At 72.9% G+C, this 15,019-nt stretch carries 13 protein-coding genes and 1 tRNA gene; 9 read left to right on the top strand and 5 right to left on the bottom strand.

Translation table 11 applies throughout. The annotated features are described in order from the left end of the window. A complete protein-coding gene (tkt, locus tag ACO4JP_RS11275; RefSeq protein ID WP_425953784.1) occupies nt 1–2,109 on the bottom strand; it encodes a transketolase in 2,109 nt (702 codons plus the stop codon). A gap of 337 nt (nt 2,110–2,446) precedes the next feature. On the opposite strand from tkt, the gene ACO4JP_RS11270 reads away from it, so the two are divergent. From ACO4JP_RS11270 to der, 7 genes are all read left to right on the top strand, one after another. Continuing rightward, nucleotides 2,447–3,361 carry a heme o synthase gene (locus ACO4JP_RS11270; protein ID WP_425953783.1) on the top strand — a complete coding sequence of 305 codons (915 nt, stop codon included), beginning with the start codon at nt 2,447–2,449 and terminating at the stop codon, nt 3,359–3,361. Between the two features lie 513 nt (nt 3,362–3,874). Further along, on the top strand, nt 3,875–4,846 hold the full coding sequence (locus ACO4JP_RS11265) for a site-specific tyrosine recombinase XerD (protein ID WP_425957095.1): 972 nt from the start codon (nt 3,875–3,877) through the stop codon (nt 4,844–4,846). A gap of 69 nt (nt 4,847–4,915) precedes the next feature. Continuing rightward, the gene (locus ACO4JP_RS11260; protein ID WP_425957094.1) at nt 4,916–5,806 is read left to right on the top strand and encodes a ParA family protein; all 891 of its coding nucleotides are present in this window, start codon (nt 4,916–4,918) and stop codon (nt 5,804–5,806) included. Continuing rightward, complete coding sequence (locus tag ACO4JP_RS11255) at nt 5,796–6,599, top strand: segregation and condensation protein A (protein ID WP_425953782.1); 804 nt, start codon at nt 5,796–5,798, stop codon at nt 6,597–6,599. The genes ACO4JP_RS11260 and ACO4JP_RS11255 overlap by 11 nt, the downstream gene beginning before the upstream one ends. Continuing rightward, the gene (gene scpB / locus ACO4JP_RS11250) at nt 6,596–7,303 is read left to right on the top strand and encodes an SMC-Scp complex subunit ScpB (protein ID WP_425953781.1); all 708 of its coding nucleotides are present in this window, start codon (nt 6,596–6,598) and stop codon (nt 7,301–7,303) included. The genes ACO4JP_RS11255 and scpB overlap by 4 nt, the downstream gene beginning before the upstream one ends. A 46-nt stretch (nt 7,304–7,349) precedes the next feature. Further along, a complete protein-coding gene (locus ACO4JP_RS11245) occupies nt 7,350–8,171 on the top strand; it encodes a pseudouridine synthase (protein ID WP_425953780.1) in 822 nt (273 codons plus the stop codon). 20 nt (nt 8,172–8,191) lie between these two features. Next, nucleotides 8,192–10,354, top strand: a complete 2,163-nt coding sequence (gene der, locus ACO4JP_RS11240) for a bifunctional cytidylate kinase/GTPase Der (protein WP_425953779.1) — start codon at nt 8,192–8,194, stop codon at nt 10,352–10,354. A 98-nt stretch (nt 10,355–10,452) separates the two neighbouring features. On the opposite strand, the gene ACO4JP_RS11235 is transcribed toward der, so the two are convergent. Genes ACO4JP_RS11235 through ACO4JP_RS11225 form a run of 3 tightly spaced genes read right to left on the bottom strand, consistent with a single transcriptional unit; the run spans nt 10,453 to nt 13,339 of the window. Beyond that, a complete protein-coding gene (locus ACO4JP_RS11235; RefSeq protein WP_425953778.1) occupies nt 10,453–11,088 on the bottom strand; it encodes a response regulator in 636 nt (211 codons plus the stop codon). Beyond that, entirely contained in the window at nt 11,085–12,251 is a 1,167-nt protein-coding gene (locus ACO4JP_RS11230) for a sensor histidine kinase (protein WP_425953777.1), read from the bottom strand. The genes ACO4JP_RS11235 and ACO4JP_RS11230 overlap by 4 nt, the downstream gene beginning before the upstream one ends. Next, nucleotides 12,248–13,339: a hypothetical protein gene (locus ACO4JP_RS11225; protein ID WP_425953776.1), complete on the bottom strand. Its 1,092-nt coding sequence runs from the start codon at nt 13,337–13,339 to the stop codon at nt 12,248–12,250. The genes ACO4JP_RS11230 and ACO4JP_RS11225 overlap by 4 nt, the downstream gene beginning before the upstream one ends. Before the next feature lie 220 nt (nt 13,340–13,559). Between ACO4JP_RS11225 and ACO4JP_RS11220 the strand changes: the two genes are divergently transcribed. After that, nucleotides 13,560–14,138: a GNAT family N-acetyltransferase gene (locus ACO4JP_RS11220; RefSeq protein ID WP_425953775.1), complete on the top strand. Its 579-nt coding sequence runs from the start codon at nt 13,560–13,562 to the stop codon at nt 14,136–14,138. Between the two features lie 72 nt (nt 14,139–14,210). Continuing rightward, nucleotides 14,211–14,284, top strand: a tRNA-Pro gene (locus ACO4JP_RS11215). Nucleotides 14,285–14,585: 301 nt separating this feature from the next. On the opposite strand, the gene ACO4JP_RS11210 is transcribed toward ACO4JP_RS11215, so the two are convergent. After that, nucleotides 14,586–14,807: a hypothetical protein gene (locus ACO4JP_RS11210; protein WP_425953774.1), complete on the bottom strand. Its 222-nt coding sequence runs from the start codon at nt 14,805–14,807 to the stop codon at nt 14,586–14,588. Nucleotides 14,808–15,019: the final 212 nt, after the last annotated feature.

The raw sequence follows: 15,019 nt of genomic DNA, 5'->3' as shown, positions 1-15,019 counted from the left end.
TCACGCCTGCGTGGCCGCGATCGAGTCGTGCGCCGCGGCGGCGACGGCCTCGGCCGTGATGCCGAACTCGCGGTACAGGGTCTCGGCGTCGGCGGACGCGCCGTAGTGCTCGAGCGAGACCGAGCGGCCGGCGTCGCCGACCAGGTCACGCCAGCTCAGCTTCACGCCGGCCTCGACCGAGACGCGAGCCTTCACGCCGGCCGGGAGCACCGACTCGCGGTATGCCTCGTCCTGACGGGCGAACCACTCGAGCGACGGGGCCGAGACGACGCGGGCCTGCACGCCCTCGGCGGCGAGGAGCTCGCGCGCCTTGACGGCGAGCTGCACCTCGGAGCCGGTGCCGATGAGGATCACGTCGGGGGTGCCCTCGGTGTCGAGCAGCGTGTAGGCGCCCTTCAGCACGCCCTCGGCCGGCGCAAAGCCCTGCTCGCCGCGCGGGAACGTCGGCAGGTTCTGGCGGCTGAGGATGAGACCGGCCGGGTTCTTCGTGTTCTCGAGGATGCCCCGCCACGCCCACGCGGTCTCGTTGGCGTCCGCGGGGCGGACGATGTCGAGGTGCGGGATCGCGCGCAGCGCGGCGAGGTGCTCGACCGGCTGGTGCGTCGGGCCGTCCTCGCCGAGGCCGATCGAGTCGTGCGTCCACACGAACGTCGTCGGGATCTCCATGAGCGCTGCCAGGCGGACGGCGGCGCGCATGTAGTCGGAGAACTGCAGGAACGTGCCGCCGTACGGGCGGGTCAGGCCGTGCAGCACGATGCCGTTGAGGATCGAGCCCATGCTGTGCTCACGGATGCCGAAGTGCAGCGTGCGGCCGTACTCGTGCCCCGGGAACTTCTTGGTGGCGTGCACGGTCGGGATGAACGACGGCTCGCCGTCCATGGTGGTGTTGTTCGAGCCCGCGAGGTCGGCGGAGCCGCCCCACAGCTCGGGCAGCACGTCCTTGAGCGCCGTGAGGACCTTGCCCGAGGCGGCGCGGGTGGCGACGCCCTTCTCCGAGGCCTCGAACACGGGCAGGGACTCGGTCCAGCCCTCGGGGAGCTCGCGCGCCGAGAGGCGCTCGAGGAGGGCGGCGGCCTCCGGGTTGGCGGTCTGCCACGCGCCGAAGGCGGTGTCCCACGCCTTGCGCTCGTCGGCCTGGCGGGCGGCGACGCTGCGGGTGTAGGTGAGCACCTCGTCGTCGATCTGGAAGTGCTGCTCGGGGTCGAGGCCCAGGATCTCCTTGAGGCCCTTGATCTCGTCGGCGCCCATGGCCGAGCCGTGGATGCCGCCCGTGTTCTGCTTGGTGGGCGACGGCCAGCCGATGAGGGTGCGCAGCCCGATGATCGACGGCTTGCCCGTCTCGGCCTTGGCGGCGGCGAGGGCCGCGGCCAGTGCGTCCACGTCCTCGGCGTAGCCGGTGCCGCCCTGCGTCCAGTCGACGCGCTGCGTGTGCCAGCCGTAAGCCGCGTAGCGGGCCAGGACGTCCTCGGAGAATGCGATGTCGGTGTCGTCCTCGATCGAGATCTTGTTGTCGTCCCAGATCACGATGAGGTTGCCGAGCTGCTGGTGGCCCGCGAGCGAGCCGGCCTCGGAGGTCACGCCCTCCTGGAGGTCGCCGTCGGAGGCGATGACGTACACGTGGTGGTCGAACGGCGACTCGCCGGCGCCGGTGGCCGGGTCGAGCAGACCGCGCTCGCGGCGGGACGCGAACGCCATGCCGACGGCGGAGGCCAGGCCCTGGCCCAGCGGGCCGGTGGTGATCTCGACGCCCTTGGTGTGGCGGAACTCGGGGTGACCAGGGGTCTTCGAGCCCCAGGTGCGCAGCGCCTCGATGTCCTCGACCTCGAGGCCGTAGCCCGCGAGGAAGAGCTGGAGGTAGATCGTGAGCGACGAGTGGCCCGCCGACAGCACGAAGCGGTCGCGGCCGGCCCACTGCGGGTCGGAGGGGTCGTGGCGCATGGCCTTCTGGAACAGGAGGTACGCCGCGGGGGCGAGCGAGATGGCGGTGCCGGGGTGGCCGTTGCCGACCTTCTCCACGGCGTCGGCGGCCATCGCCTTGATCGCCTTCACCGCGCGGTCGTCAAGCTCAGTCCACTCGAGCGGCGTCAGGGCGGGGTCGAACGTGCTCACGAATGCCTCTTTCCTGTCCAGGGCATCGCGGCCCCGGGAACATGTACGGGTTGCCTCTCCGAGTGCCGACACGCGGCATCCCTGGCGAGACGGTGTGCCAGGGGGGTCTCGGCCTCGGCGGCGGCCAGTTGCCCTTCCAGCCTATATCGCACCCCTCTGGCGGCGGCGATGATGTCCGGCAGCAGGTCGACGGACGTCACAAACCGTCGTCCGCCCCGAATTGTTCCGCATGGTCGCCCCTGCGGGCCAGTGTCACAGCCCGGGCGGTGCCCGCCTCGATGGGGCGGCCGTAAGATGTGGCGGAACCCCCGGACCACGAGAACGGACCAGCGCGCGCGTGACCACCAGCCAGACCGCCCCCGGTCGCCTGCGCAGCCGCGTCGGTGCTTACGTCGCGCTGACCAAGCCGCGCATCATCGAGCTGCTCCTGGTCACGACGATCCCGACGATGATCCTGGCCGAGCGCGGCCTGCCGGACCTCTGGCTCGTGATCGCCACCCTCGTGGGCGGCGCCCTCGCCGCCGGCTCGGCCAACGCCTTCAACTGCTACTACGACCGCGACATCGACGCGGTGATGAGCCGTACCAAGCGCCGCCCGCTGGTGACCGGCGAGATCACCCCGCGGAACGCCCTGATCTTCGCCACCGCGCTCGGCGTCGTCTCGCTCGTGTGGTTCGCGCTGCTGGTCAACCCGTTCGCAGCCTGGCTCACCTTCGCCGCCATCGCCCTGTATGTCGTCTTCTACACGATGATCCTCAAGCGGCGGACGTCGCAGAACATCGTGTGGGGCGGCGTCGCCGGGTGCATGCCCGTGTTCATCGGCTGGGCGGCCGTCACCGGGAGCCTCAGCTGGGCGCCGGTCGCCCTGTTCGGCGTCATCTTCTTCTGGACGCCGCCGCACTACTGGCCGCTCTCCGTGAAGTTCAAGAAGGACTACGCGGCGGCCGGCGTGCCCATGCTGCCCGTGGTCGCCTCGGACCGCCGCGTGGCCGTCGAGATGGTGGTCTACACCTTCGCGATGATCGCCTGCTCGTTCGCGCTAGTGCCGCTCGCCGGCATGACCTGGGTCTACACGACGGTCGCGGCCGCGCTCGGGGTCTGGTTCGGCTGGCAGACGTGGCTCATGCTCGACAACGCCCGCCGCGGCCGCGCCAAGACCGCGAAGATCGCCATGAAGGTCTTCCACGCGTCGATCACGTACCTGACGGTCCTGTTCGTCGCCGTGGCAGTGGACGTGTTCCTGCCGTTCTGATCGCCGCATCGTCGGCTGCCAGCGCGGCACGGGGGCGCACGTAGACGAGCCACCTGCCGTCGGGCATCTCCAGCACGGCGATCGCCCCCGAGATCAGCACCACGCGCGGCCAGGGCTTGCTCGGCTGCCGGGTGGCGCTCCGCGGTGCGGCTGCTGCCCGCTCCGCGGCCGTCGCGTGGCTTTGGGTGACTGCCGCCCCGACCGCCGCCCCGGCGGCGAGCGCACCGGCGACGAGCGCCGCCGTCATGACGTGGTGGACACGCGTGCGTGGTTCCCGCGGCGCGAGCTCCGCGGGTAGCGGGGGCTCGTCGTCCGAGGGCGCCCGCCAGGCGACCAGATCTCGAACTCGACCTCGTCCATGGCATGGCTCCGTCCCGCGTGCAGTCACCCGCTGCCTGAAGACAGCGCCGACGGCGTGGCTTTGTGACCAGCGAGCGGGGCCGACGGCATCATGACCGCGTGAGCAGCAGCGTCGCCCTACCCCACGGGTCTCCTCGCTCCGCTGCGGGGACCCTGGGCGCCGGCGTCGTCGTCAGCGGGCCGCTCGAGGCGGCACTGGACGACTACCTCGCACACCTGCGCGTCGAGCGTGGGCTCTCCGTCAACACGACTGCCGCCTACCGGCGCGACCTCGCCCGCTACCTGCGCCACCTCGAGGCGCTCGGGCGCACGTCCCTCGGGGCCGTGGGGGAGGACGACGTCGCCGGCTTCGTCACCGCCGTGCGCCAGGGCGGCGACGGCGGTGCGCCGCTGTCGCCGTCGTCCACCGCGCGCGCCCTGGCCGCGGTGCGTGGCTGGCACCGGTTCGCGCACGCCGAGGGGCTCTCCACGCAGGACCCGGCGGCCGCGGTCCGCGCGCCCACGCAGCTGCGCCGGCTGCCGCACGCGCTCAGCGTCGATGCGGTCACGCGCCTGCTCGACGCCGCCGGCCAGGGCGACGGGCCCGTCGAGCTGCGCGACCGCGCGCTGCTCGAGCTCCTCTACTCGACCGGCGGGCGCATCAGCGAGGTGGTGGGGCTCGACGTCGACGCCCTGGGCTGGCTCGAGGCCGCGGCGCCGGACGCCGACCCCGGGCGGGACGCCGTCGTGCGGCTGCACGGCAAGGGGGACAAGCAGCGCATCGTCCCCGTCGGGTCGTACGCGCGCGCGGCGCTCGACGCCTACCTGGTCCGGGCCCGGCCCGTGCTCGCGACGGCGGGCACCGGGACGCCCGCGCTGTTCCTCAACACGCGAGGGCGGCCGCTGTCGCGGCAGTCCGCCTGGGCGGTGCTCCAGGCGGCGTCGGAGCGGGCCGGTCTCGAGCACGTCTCGCCGCACACGATGCGGCACTCGTTCGCCACGCACCTGCTGCAGGGCGGCGCCGACGTCCGCGTGGTGCAGGAGCTGCTGGGGCACGCGTCGGTGACGACGACGCAGATCTACACGATGGTCACGCCCGACGCGCTGCGCGAGGTCTACGCGGCGACACACCCCCGGGCGCTCTAAGCGGCACGCCGGGCGGGTCTCCGGGTCGCGGGAAGGGGCTGAGGTAGCGTGGCGCGCGTGAGCGATGCACTGGGGAACGACACGTTGTTCGCACCCGCCGCCACCGAGGTCGGCCCGGAGCGGCTCGACGCCGTGGGGCGCGAGCTGCCGGACTTTCCTGATCCCGAGCCGCCGCTGCACCACGGGCCTGCCCGCATCATCGCGATGTGCAACCAGAAGGGCGGCGTCGGCAAGACGACGACCACGATCAACCTCGGCGCCGCGATGGCCGAGTACGGGCGGCGCGTGCTGCTGGTCGACTTCGACCCGCAGGGCGCCGCGTCCGTGGGCGTCGGCGTCAACCCGCACGAGCTCGAGCTGAGCGTCTACAACCTGCTCATGGATCGCACGGTCCAGGCGACGGACGTGATCCTGCCGACGGCGATCGAGAACCTCGACGTGCTGCCGGCCAACATCGACCTGTCCGCGGCGGAGGTGCAGCTCGTGGGCGAGGTGGCCCGTGAGTCCGTGCTGGCGCGGGGGCTGCGGCCGGTGCTCGACCAGTACGACGTCATCCTGGTGGACTGCCAGCCGTCGCTCGGCCTGCTCACCGTCAACGCGCTGACCGCTGCGCACGGCGTGCTGATCCCGCTCGAGTGCGAGTTCTTCGCGCTGCGCGGCGTCGCGCTGCTGGTGGAGACCATCGAGAAGGTGCGCGACCGTCTGAACCCGGGCCTGGAGATCGACGGCATCCTCCCGACGATGTTCGACTCGCGGACGCTGCACTCCCGCGAGGTCGTGGCTCGCGTGCACGAGGCTTTCGGCAGCACGCTGCTGCACACCGTCATCGGGCGCACCGTGAAGTTCCCGGACGCGTCCGTCGCGGCCGAGCCCATCACCGCGTACGCCCCGAACCACCCGGGCGCCATCGCCTACCGGCAGCTGGCCCGAGAGCTCGTGGCGCGTGGGGATGCCGCCTAACCCCTTCGAGGTCCACCTCGACAACTTCACCGGACCGTTCGACCTGCTGCTGAGCCTCATCGCCAAGCACGAGCTCGACGTCACCGAGGTGGCGCTCGCCGTCGTCACCGACGAGTTCGTCGCGTACATCCGGGCGCACCCCGGGTGGGACCTCGGGACCGCCTCGGAGTTCCTGCTCGTCGCCGCGACCCTGCTGGATCTCAAGGCCGCGCGGCTGCTGCCCGGGATCGTCGAGGAGGACCTCGATGACCTCGAGCTGCTGGAGGCGCGCGACCTGCTGTTCGCAAGGCTGCTGCAGTACCGCGCGTACAAGGAGATCTCTGTGCTGTTGGCGGAGCGCCTGGCCACCGAGGGGCGGCGCGTGCCCCGGTCGGTGCCGCTCGAGCCCGAGCAGGCGGCGCTGCTGCCCGAGCTCGTGTGGACGCTGACGCCCGAGCGGCTGGCCGAGATCGCGGCCCGTGCGCTGACCCCGAAGGCGCCACCTGTCGTCTCCCTCACGCACCTGCACGCGCCCGCGGTGAGCGTGCGGGAGCAGGCCGCAATCGTCGTCGGGCGGCTGCGGCGGGAGCACGCGATGACGTTCCGGTCGCTCGCGGCGGGAGAGGACCGGCTCGTGGTGGTCGCGCGGTTCCTCGCGCTGCTGGAGCTGTTCCGGAGCGGGCAGGTCGCGTTCGAGCAGGCGGCGGCGCTGGGCGAGCTCACCGTCCGTTGGACGGGCGCGGATGCCGACGCGGGCGACGTGGGTGAGGGCTTCGAGGAGTTCGACGGCGAGCCGCAGGAGGCGCAGGCATGAGCACCCCCACCCCAGGCTTGTCAGGAGCACGAGGCGCCGGAGCGCACCCTGCCCCTGACAGCGCGACCTGGGAGCCCGACCTGTCAGGGGCAGAGGGCGCCGGAGCGCGCGCTGAGGCTGGCAGCCCCGAGGTCGACGTCGCGAGCCTGCCCGGCGGTGCCGAGGCTGCGCTCGAGGCGGTGCTCATGGTCGCCGACGCGCCCGTGAGCGTCGAGCGGCTCGCCGCGATCGTCGCGCTGCCGGTCGGCGACGTCGTCGGTGTGCTGCACGAGCTCGCCGCGGAGTACCGCGGCGAGCGCGGCGGACGACCGCGCGGGTTCGAGCTGCGCGAGGGAGCGCAGGGCTGGCGCGTCTACTCCGCGCCCGCGCACGCCGACGTCGTCGCGCGGCTCGTGCTGGAGGGGCAGTCGGCGCGGCTGAGCCAGGCCGCCTTGGAGACGCTGGCCGTCATCGCGTACCGTCAGCCGGTCACGCGCGGACAGGTCTCGGCGGTGCGCGGCGTGAACGTCGACGGCGTGGTGCGCACCCTGCTGGCCCGCGGACTGGTCGCGGAGGTGGGGCAGGACCCGCTCAGCGGGGCGGTGCTGTTCGCCACGACCGGCGAGTTCCTCGACCGCATGGGCTGGCAGTCGCTCGACGAGCTGCCGGCGACCGCACCACACCTGCCAGGCATCGACGCCCTGGACGACTTTGGGCGTGCATGACCGCGCCACGAATCCGAACGACGACAACGCCTGAGAGAATAGGCCCATGAGCCCCACCCCTCCGCGCCGCGGCGCCGGCGCAGGCGCGCCCCGACGCCGCCCGCAGCGACCCGCCGAGCCCCCGCGCGACGTCCACGTTCCCGACGGCGTCCGCCTGCAGAAGGTGCTGGCCCAGGCCGGCTACGGCTCGCGCCGCAAGGCCGAGGAGCTCATCGCCGACGGCCGTGTGAGCGTCGACGGGCAGATCGTCGTCGAGCTCGGCGTGCGCGTGGACCCGGAGAAGAACGCGATCCACGTCGACGGCATGCGCGTGATCCTCGACACCTCCAAGATCACGCTCGCCGCCAACAAGCCGCTCGGCATGCTGTCCGCGATGGAGGACGCGCAGGGCCGTCCGACGCTCGCCGACCTGGTGCGCAACCGCGAGGAGCGCCTCTTCCACGTGGGCCGGCTCGACGTCGACTCCGAGGGCCTGATCCTGCTCACCAACGACGGCGAGCTCGCGAACCGCCTCGCGCACCCCAAGTACGAGGTGCCCAAGACGTACCTGGTCACCGTGTCCGGCGGCGAGGTGTACCCGCGCGTCGTCAAGGCGCTGCTCGACGGCATCGAGCTCGAGGACGGCCCCGCGCGCATGGACAAGGTCAAGATCGTCCAGGCGCTCGGCAACCTGACGATGGTCGAGGTGGTCCTCCACGAGGGCCGCAACCGCATCGTCCGCCGCATGTTCGACGCCCTGGACCGCCCCGTCGAGCGGCTGGTGCGCACGCGCGTCGGCCCGATCGCGCTGGGCGACCAGCGCCCCGGCACCACGCGGGTGCTGGGCCGGACCGAGCTCGGCACCCTGATGGCCGCGGTCGACCTGTGAACCCCAAGGAGAACGTCAACGTGGTTGTCATCGCAGTCGACGGGCCGTCCGGCTCCGGCAAGTCCAGCGTCTCGAAGGAGGTGGCGCGCCGCCTCGGCCTCGCGTACCTCGACACGGGCGCGATGTACCGCGCGGCGACGCTCTGGGCGCAGGAGTCCGTGGGCGACCTGACCGACCAGCCGCGGGTGGCCGAGGCCGTGCGCGCCATGCCGCTCGAGATGGGTCTCGACCCCGACGCGCCGACCGTCCACCTGGACGGCGCCGACGTCGGCGAGACCATCCGCACCACCGAGGTCTCGACCGAGGTCTCCAAGGTCGCGACCAACCTCGCGGTGCGCGACGAGCTGCGTCGCCGTCAGCGCGAGATCATCGCGGGCGTCGAGGGCGCGGGTGTGGTGGCCGAGGGCCGCGACATCACCACGGTCGTCGCACCCGACGCGGACGTGCGCGTGCTGCTCACCGCGTCCGAGGAGGCCCGCCTGCGTCGTCGTTCGCTCGACGTGCACGGCGTCGCCGACTCCGACTCCGTCGAGGCGACGCGCGACCAGGTGCTGCGCCGCGACCGCGACGACTCGACGGTCATGGAGTTCCAGGTCGCGGCCGACGGCGTCGTCACCGTGGACTCCTCCGACCTCGACTTCGAGCAGACCGTCGAGGCGCTGCTCGCCGTCGTCGAGCAGGTGACGGAGGGGCAGGCGGACGTCGACGACGACGACGCCGAGGACGACGGGCTCTTCACGGAGTCCGACGACGACGAGGCGCGCGAGCGCGCCCTGCGCGCGGGCCTCGAGGAGTTCGAGCTCGACGCCGACGACGTCGCGCTGCTGGACGGCGAGTGGGGCGACGAGGACTTCGTGGCGGCCGACGGCCCGCTGCCGGTGCTGGCGATCATCGGCCGCCCGAACGTCGGCAAGTCGACGCTGGTCAACCGCGTGATCGGCCGCCGTGAGGCCGTGGTCGAGGACAAGCCGGGCGTCACGCGTGACCGCGTCACCTACCCGGCCGAGTGGGCCGGGCGCGACTTCCACGTCGTCGACACCGGCGGCTGGGAAGTCGACGTCGCGGGCATCGAGTCCAAGGTCGCCGAGCAGGCCGAGGTCGCGATCGCGCTGGCCGACGCCGTCATGTTCGTCGTCGACGCGACAGTCGGCGCGACGGCGACGGACGAGCGCGTGGTCGAGCTGCTGCGCCGCTCGGGCAAGCCCGTGGTGCTCGCGGCCAACAAGGTCGACGGGCCCTCTGCCGAGGCCGACGCCGCTTACCTGTGGAGCCTGGGGCTGGGCGAGCCGTTCCCCATCTCGGCGCTGCACGGGCGCGGCGTGGGCGACCTGCTCGACGCCGCCCTGGCGGTGCTGCCCGCGGTGTCCGAGCACGGCGAGCTGCGCCCGAGCGGCCCGCGCCGCGTGGCGCTCGTGGGCCGCCCGAACGTCGGCAAGTCGTCGCTGCTCAACAAGATCGCGGGCGCGGAGCGCGTCGTCGTCGACGAGGTCGCCGGCACCACGCGCGACCCCGTCGACGAGCTGGTGCTCATCAAGGGCGTGCCCTACTGGTTCGTCGACACCGCCGGCATCCGCCGGCGGGTGCACCAGACGAGCGGCGCCGACTTCTACGCGTCGCTGCGCACAGCGGCGGCGATCGAGAAGGCCGAGGTCGCCGTCGTGCTGCTCGACGCCTCGCAGCCGCTGACGGAGCAGGACACGCGCGTGCTGCAGCAGGTGGTCGACTCCGGGCGCGCGCTCGTCGTCGCCTACAACAAGTGGGACCTCATGGACGAGGACCGGCGGCCGTTCCTCGAGCGCGAGATCGAGAAGGAGCTCGTGCAGCTCACGTGGGCGCCGCGCGTCAACGTCTCGGCCCGCACCGGCTGGCACACGGAGCGCCTCACGGTGGCGATCGAAACCGCCCTCGAGTCGTGGGAGACGCGCATCCCGACCGGGAAGCTCAACGCGTTCCTCGGCGAGCTGGTGGCCGCGCACCCGCACCCGCTGCGGGGCGGCAAGCAGCCGCGCATCCTGTTCGCCACGCAGGCCCGGACCCGCCCACCGCGGTTCGTGATCTTCGCGACCGGGTTCCTCGAGCCGGGGTATCGGCGGTTCATCGAGCGCCGCCTGCGCGAGACGTTCGGGTTCGAGGGCACGCCCATCGAGGTCAGCGTGCGGGTGCGGGAGAAGCGGAAGCGCTGAGGCCCGCGGTGTCGACAGGCTCGACCATCGGGCCATCGGGCCATCGGGCCATCGGGCCATCGGGCCAGCGGTCCGGGTGGTCGAGCCTGTCTACCCGCTCATAGGTCCACCAGGCCGGCGCGGTAGCCGAGTACGACCGCCTGCGTGCGGTCGCGCGCGCCGAGCTTCGCAAGGGTCGCGGCCACGTGGCTGCGCACGGTCTCCACGCCGACCTGCAGAGCGGCGGCGATCTGCGCGTTCGTGAGGCCCTCTGCCACCAGGGCGAGCACCTCGCGCTCGCGCGGCGTGAGCGACGGCTCGGCGTCGGCCGTGCGCGGGCGGGTGCGCACCAGGTCCCGCAGCGCCTGCGGATAGAGCAGGTGCTGCCCGACGGCGACCGTGCGCACGGCCTGGACCATCTCCTCCGCACGGGCGCGCTTGAGCAGGAATCCGGACGCGCCGGCGGTCAGAGCGTCGAGCACGTACCCGTCGTGCTCGAACGTCGTCACCACGAGCACCTTCGGCGCGTCCGGAAGCCGTAGCACCAGCTCGGTGGCCCGGATGCCGTCCACGCCGGGCATGCGCACGTCCATGCACACGACGTCGGGGCGCAGCTTTCGGGCGAGGGCCACGGCCTCGCCACCGTCGCCGGCCTCGCCGACCACCTCGAGGTCCGGCTCGGCGTCGAGGATGAGGCGCAGGCCGCTGCGGACCAGCGGCTCGTCGTCGGCGAGCAGCACGCGCACTGGCGTCATGGCCGCCTGTCCAGGGGGAGGGTGGCGAGCAGCAGCCAGCGGTCGCCGTCTGGTCCGGTAGTAAGACGGCCGCCGAACAGAGCGACCCGTTCCCGCATGCCAGGCAGACCCCGGCCGTCGCGGCGGCGAACGGCCCCTTCGGATGGCAGGGGGTTGCTCAGCTCGATGTCCACCGCTGACGGCGTGGCTGCCACGCGCAGGTGCACGGGCCCGGGACCGCCGTGCCGGTGGGCGTTGGTCAGCGCCTCGGTGGCGATGCGCTCCACCGACCGGCGCAGAAGGCCCGGCAGGTCATCGGTCAGGGAGACCTCGGCGTGCAGGTCCATCCCGGCGCGACGGTGGGCGTCGACGACGTCGTCGAGGCCGGTGGTGCGCGCGCCGGCGGAGTCGTCGCGGAGGGCCCCGAGCAGCGCGTCGAGCTCCGCCAGCGCGCCGCGGGCGGTGTCCTCGACCGCGGTGAGAGCCGCGGTCGCCGCGTCCGGGTCCGTGGCGGCGACGCGGCGGCCTGCCGCAGCCTGGATGGAGATGATGGTCAGGGCGTGCCCGATTCCGTCGTGCAGCTCGCGGGCGAGCCGGGTGTGCTCGGCCTCGCGTCGGGCGCGGGCGAGCGCCACGTCGGCTCGGTCGGACGGCGTCGGGCCCAGCACCTTCCCGGCGAGCGCGCGGGCTGCGACCCCCGCCGGCCAGGTAAGACCCACACACACCAGCGCGACGGCGACCGCCGCGACCACGGTGAGGATGCGTGCGGCGGCGCCGTCGGGCACCGGGAGACTCGAGCCGAGGTGCCGCCCCACGACCGACTCCGCGGCGACGAGCCCTGCGAGGGGCACCAGCGCGAACAGCGCGACGGCCACGAGCAAGCCGGTGGCCAGGTGGACGACGACCCAGACGGCGGTGCGAGCGCGGTGCGCCGGGCGCTGGTGCGCCGGCACCACGAGCTCGGCGGTGGTCCCCAGCATCGTGCGGGCGGCCGTGACCTCCAGCTCGCGGGCGCCGGGGACCAGGCCGAGGGCGGCCGCGCCGACGACGGTCAGCGCGGCCTCGGCCCACGGCGACGGCGCGGGCACCACGGACCGTGTCAGCGCGACGACCAGCATGGCCAGGGCCAGGCCGATCGCAGCGCCGAGCATGTGCCAGGCGAACCGGCGCACCACGGTGGTCACGCGACCATCCTGCCCCGGTGCGCCACGTAGCCCCACACGGCGAGCGCGAGCGCCGGCCCCCAGTACCAGCAGGGGAAGGCGACGAGGGCGAGCCAGAACGCGCCGTGCTCGGCGAGCCCGACCAGGACGGGGACGGCGGAGAAGGTGAGCACCGCGGCGACGATGCCGCCCGGCGCGGCGACGGCCGCGACGGGCACGGACCGGCCGCCGCGGCCGGGAACCCAGCGAGGAAAGGTCTCGCCCCAGGGGCGGATCAGGCCGAGCGTGAGCGCGAAGCCGAGCCAGGCGCCGCTCGAGAGCGTGAGCCCCCAGATCCGCGTGGACAGGTCGACCCCGGCGCCGCCGAGCTGGGGCCACGGGGTCAGCCAGGTCAACCGCATCAGCGCGTACGGCAGCGGACCGGTCGCGGCGACGATCGTGATCGCGCGCCGATGGCGCAGGATCCAGTCTTCCGCGCGACGTGCCGCGTCGGTGCCCGCAAACGCGCGGACGAGCGCGAGCGCCCAGAGCGCGCCGACGGCGACGAGCAGCAGCGTGGTGGCGATCGTCGCCCACTGGGCGGCGAGCGCGGGGAAGAGGTACCCGGCCTCGGTGGCGAGCGCCTCTCGACCCACGGCCGCACCCACGGCGAGTGCGCCAAGCCCGGGCACGCCCACCAGCCACCGGGCCACGCGGTAGCGGCGGACCACCTGAACCAGCAGCACGACGACGAGGACCGGCATCGCCAGAGCGAGCAGGTACCCGGCGGTGGACAGCGTGCCCATCGACTGCAGTGCGAACCCGAAGACGAGCACCTCGGCGATGCCGACAGCGACCAGCGTGCGGCGACTCAGGGCCCCGACGGCGCCGAGGATCCCGGTCGCGGTGCCTGTCAGCGCGGTGATCGTGTGGATGACAGTGATGGTGTGCAGGTCGAGCAGGTGGCCCAGCGCGGGCTGGGACTCTGGGTAGTACCCCGGGAGCACGCCGGTGAGCCAGGCGATCCCGGCCAGGGCAGCGACCCCGCTGAGGGCTGCTGCGGCGGCCAGGGCGCGGCGTGCGCTCGTCTGCCGGTCGGCGGTGGTGCGCGGGCGTGTGGTCGTGTCCATGGTGATCCTCTCTCGTCGTGCGTCCCACGCTCGCCCGGGGACGACGGCGTTCCCTCCCCCCACCGGGGGATCTTCCGCGCGGGCGGGGGAGGCATCTTCCTACCCCCATTCGGCGTAGTAACTGCTGGCGTTCCCACGGCCGGAACGCCGGCACCAACTACGCCGAAAGGGCGGAAGCTCTGGGCTTGACCTGAGCGGTTCCTGCAGGGAGGCTGCGGGCATGGACGTGGGCATCACCACGAACGGTGACGACGTCGTCGTGCGAACCGACCGGCTCACGCTGCGGCGCGTGCGGCCCGTCGACGCCGAGGCGTTCCTGGCGTGGCGCTCGCGGCCCGAGGTCATGAAGTACCTCTACCTCGAGCCGTGGACGCCGGAGGTCGCACGGGAGCGGATCGCGACGTGGGCCGCCGGGGCCTTCGCGGCGCCCGGCGACGTGCTCATGCTCGCCGTCGAGGGGCCCGGCGGCGTCGTGGGCGAGGCGCTGCTCAAGTGGGCGCCGGGGGAGGGGCAGGTCGAGATCGGGTACGCGTTCCACCCCGACGTCGCAGGGCTCGGATACGCGACCGAGGCCGGGCGAGTGCTGCTCGGCGTGGCGTTCGAGCAGTACGGGTTCCACCGGGCGTTCGCGCGGATCGACGCCGAGAACCTGGCGTCCGTGCGGGTCGCGCAGCGCCTCGGGATGCGGCTCGAGGCCCGGCTGGTGGAGAACGACCTGCGGCCCGCCGACGGCGTGTGGGCCAGCGAGGTGGTGTATGCGCTGCTCGCGTCCGAGCACGAGGCGCGACGGCGGCCCTGATGGTCGGGTACGGGGTTCGGGTGGGATAGTATTTCGTCGGCCCTGCGGGGCCAGGAGCTCGCGAGAGCTCCTCGGGCTGTGGCGCAGCTTGGTAGCGCACTTGACTGGGGGTCAAGGGGTCGCAGGTTCAAATCCTGTCAGCCCGACGTATCAGGCCTGGTGAGACCGTGTCTCACCAGGCCTGAGGAGTCTCTGGGAGATGTCAGTCCCCACGAAAACCCCGCGTAACCCGCGCAGGCGCGCCTGAGGGGCGCAGGTGCCGACGGTGGCACGAGCCCGCAGCCGAGCGGCCTCGTGCCGCTGCTGAGCATCGAGACGCTGGCGGAGTACGTCGGCGTCCCCGTCGTGGCGATCCCCCGGACGTCGTCTCGCCCAAGGGCGCTCCGACCTTCCGCCAGGACCACCCGAAGACAGCCAAGGCTGTGCGCACCGTCGTCGTGCCGTCGTTCACCGCCGACGCTCTACCGAGCGGCTGAGGAAGACCGGGCCTTTGCCACCCAAGCACCACGTGTATTTCAGCCGCAACGGCACGCCACTGCTGACGGCGAACATCCGTCGGCGCTTGCGGGCGGGATCGATGTCGCCACGCCGCACACGTTCCGTCGCACCGTGGCGACCGAGGTCGGCCGCGCAGGGGGCACCGATCTGGCTGCCGAGCTCCTCGGCCACACGTCTACTGCGATCGCGACGATGCACTACATCCCAGCCTACGGAGCGCGTCGACCTCCCATGCGCATCGGATCCGGTGTAGCCGCAGGTCAGGCGCCTCCCACAAATGGTCTCCGGAATGGCGTCGAAGCGGGACGAGGTGTGTGTGGAACTCGGCTGATCGCTGCGTGTGGGTTGGGGAGTTGCGCAACCACCGTTATCTGCCGGTGCGG

Origin of the sequence: Xylanimonas sp. McL0601 (assembly GCF_049852175.1) — a bacterium.
GTDB lineage: Bacteria > Actinomycetota > Actinomycetes > Actinomycetales > Cellulomonadaceae > Xylanimonas.
Note: the sequence above shows the minus strand (reverse complement) of the source record. Positions and strands in the feature narration are given on the sequence as shown.

Excerpts from the sequence above, each read along its gene's own strand:
- ACO4JP_RS11220 (WP_425953775.1), top strand. The coding sequence starts at position 13,560 with ATGGACGTGGGCATCACCACGAACGGTGACGACGTCGTCGTGCGAACC.
- scpB (WP_425953781.1), top strand. The coding sequence starts at position 6,596 with ATGAGCACCCCCACCCCAGGCTTGTCAGGAGCACGAGGCGCCGGAGCG.
- ACO4JP_RS11245 (WP_425953780.1), top strand. The coding sequence starts at position 7,350 with ATGAGCCCCACCCCTCCGCGCCGCGGCGCCGGCGCAGGCGCGCCCCGA.
- ACO4JP_RS11255 (WP_425953782.1), top strand. The coding sequence starts at position 5,796 with ATGCCGCCTAACCCCTTCGAGGTCCACCTCGACAACTTCACCGGACCG.
- ACO4JP_RS11235 (WP_425953778.1), bottom strand. The coding sequence starts at position 11,088 with ATGACGCCAGTGCGCGTGCTGCTCGCCGACGACGAGCCGCTGGTCCGC.
- ACO4JP_RS11225 (WP_425953776.1), bottom strand. The coding sequence starts at position 13,339 with ATGGACACGACCACACGCCCGCGCACCACCGCCGACCGGCAGACGAGC.